The following is a 278-nucleotide window of genomic DNA, read 5'->3' as shown; positions in this document are numbered from 1 at the left end:
CATCGGCATCGGCCCCGGCAACCCGGATTGGCTGACCTTGGCGGCTGTCGACGCCATCCAGCACCTCGATGTCCTCTTTGTCGTCCTCAAGGAGCACGACGTCGATGACCTCGTCGAGTTCCGCCGTGAGGTGCTGCGTCGTCACCGCCCCGACGCCGACTCCGATGGTTTGCACGTCGTCGAGTTGCAGGATCCGCCCCGTCCATGGAAGACCGCCGAGAATTACAAGGCGGCCGTCGCCAAGTGGCGTCGCCAGCGACTCGATCAGTGGATCCATG

At 64.4% G+C, this 278-nt stretch carries 1 protein-coding gene; it reads right to left on the bottom strand.

The window, feature by feature from the left end; all coding sequences use genetic code 11:
- Positions 1-278, bottom strand: a 278-nt coding sequence (locus tag EN786_RS39225; RefSeq protein WP_246688867.1) for a hypothetical protein, incomplete at both ends; no start/stop codon positions are given.

The organism is Mesorhizobium sp. M4B.F.Ca.ET.143.01.1.1 (genome assembly GCF_004792275.1).
Lineage (GTDB): Bacteria > Pseudomonadota > Alphaproteobacteria > Rhizobiales > Rhizobiaceae > Mesorhizobium > Mesorhizobium abyssinicae.
The sequence above is the reverse complement of the archived record's forward strand: the minus strand, read 5'-3'. Positions and strand labels throughout refer to the sequence as shown.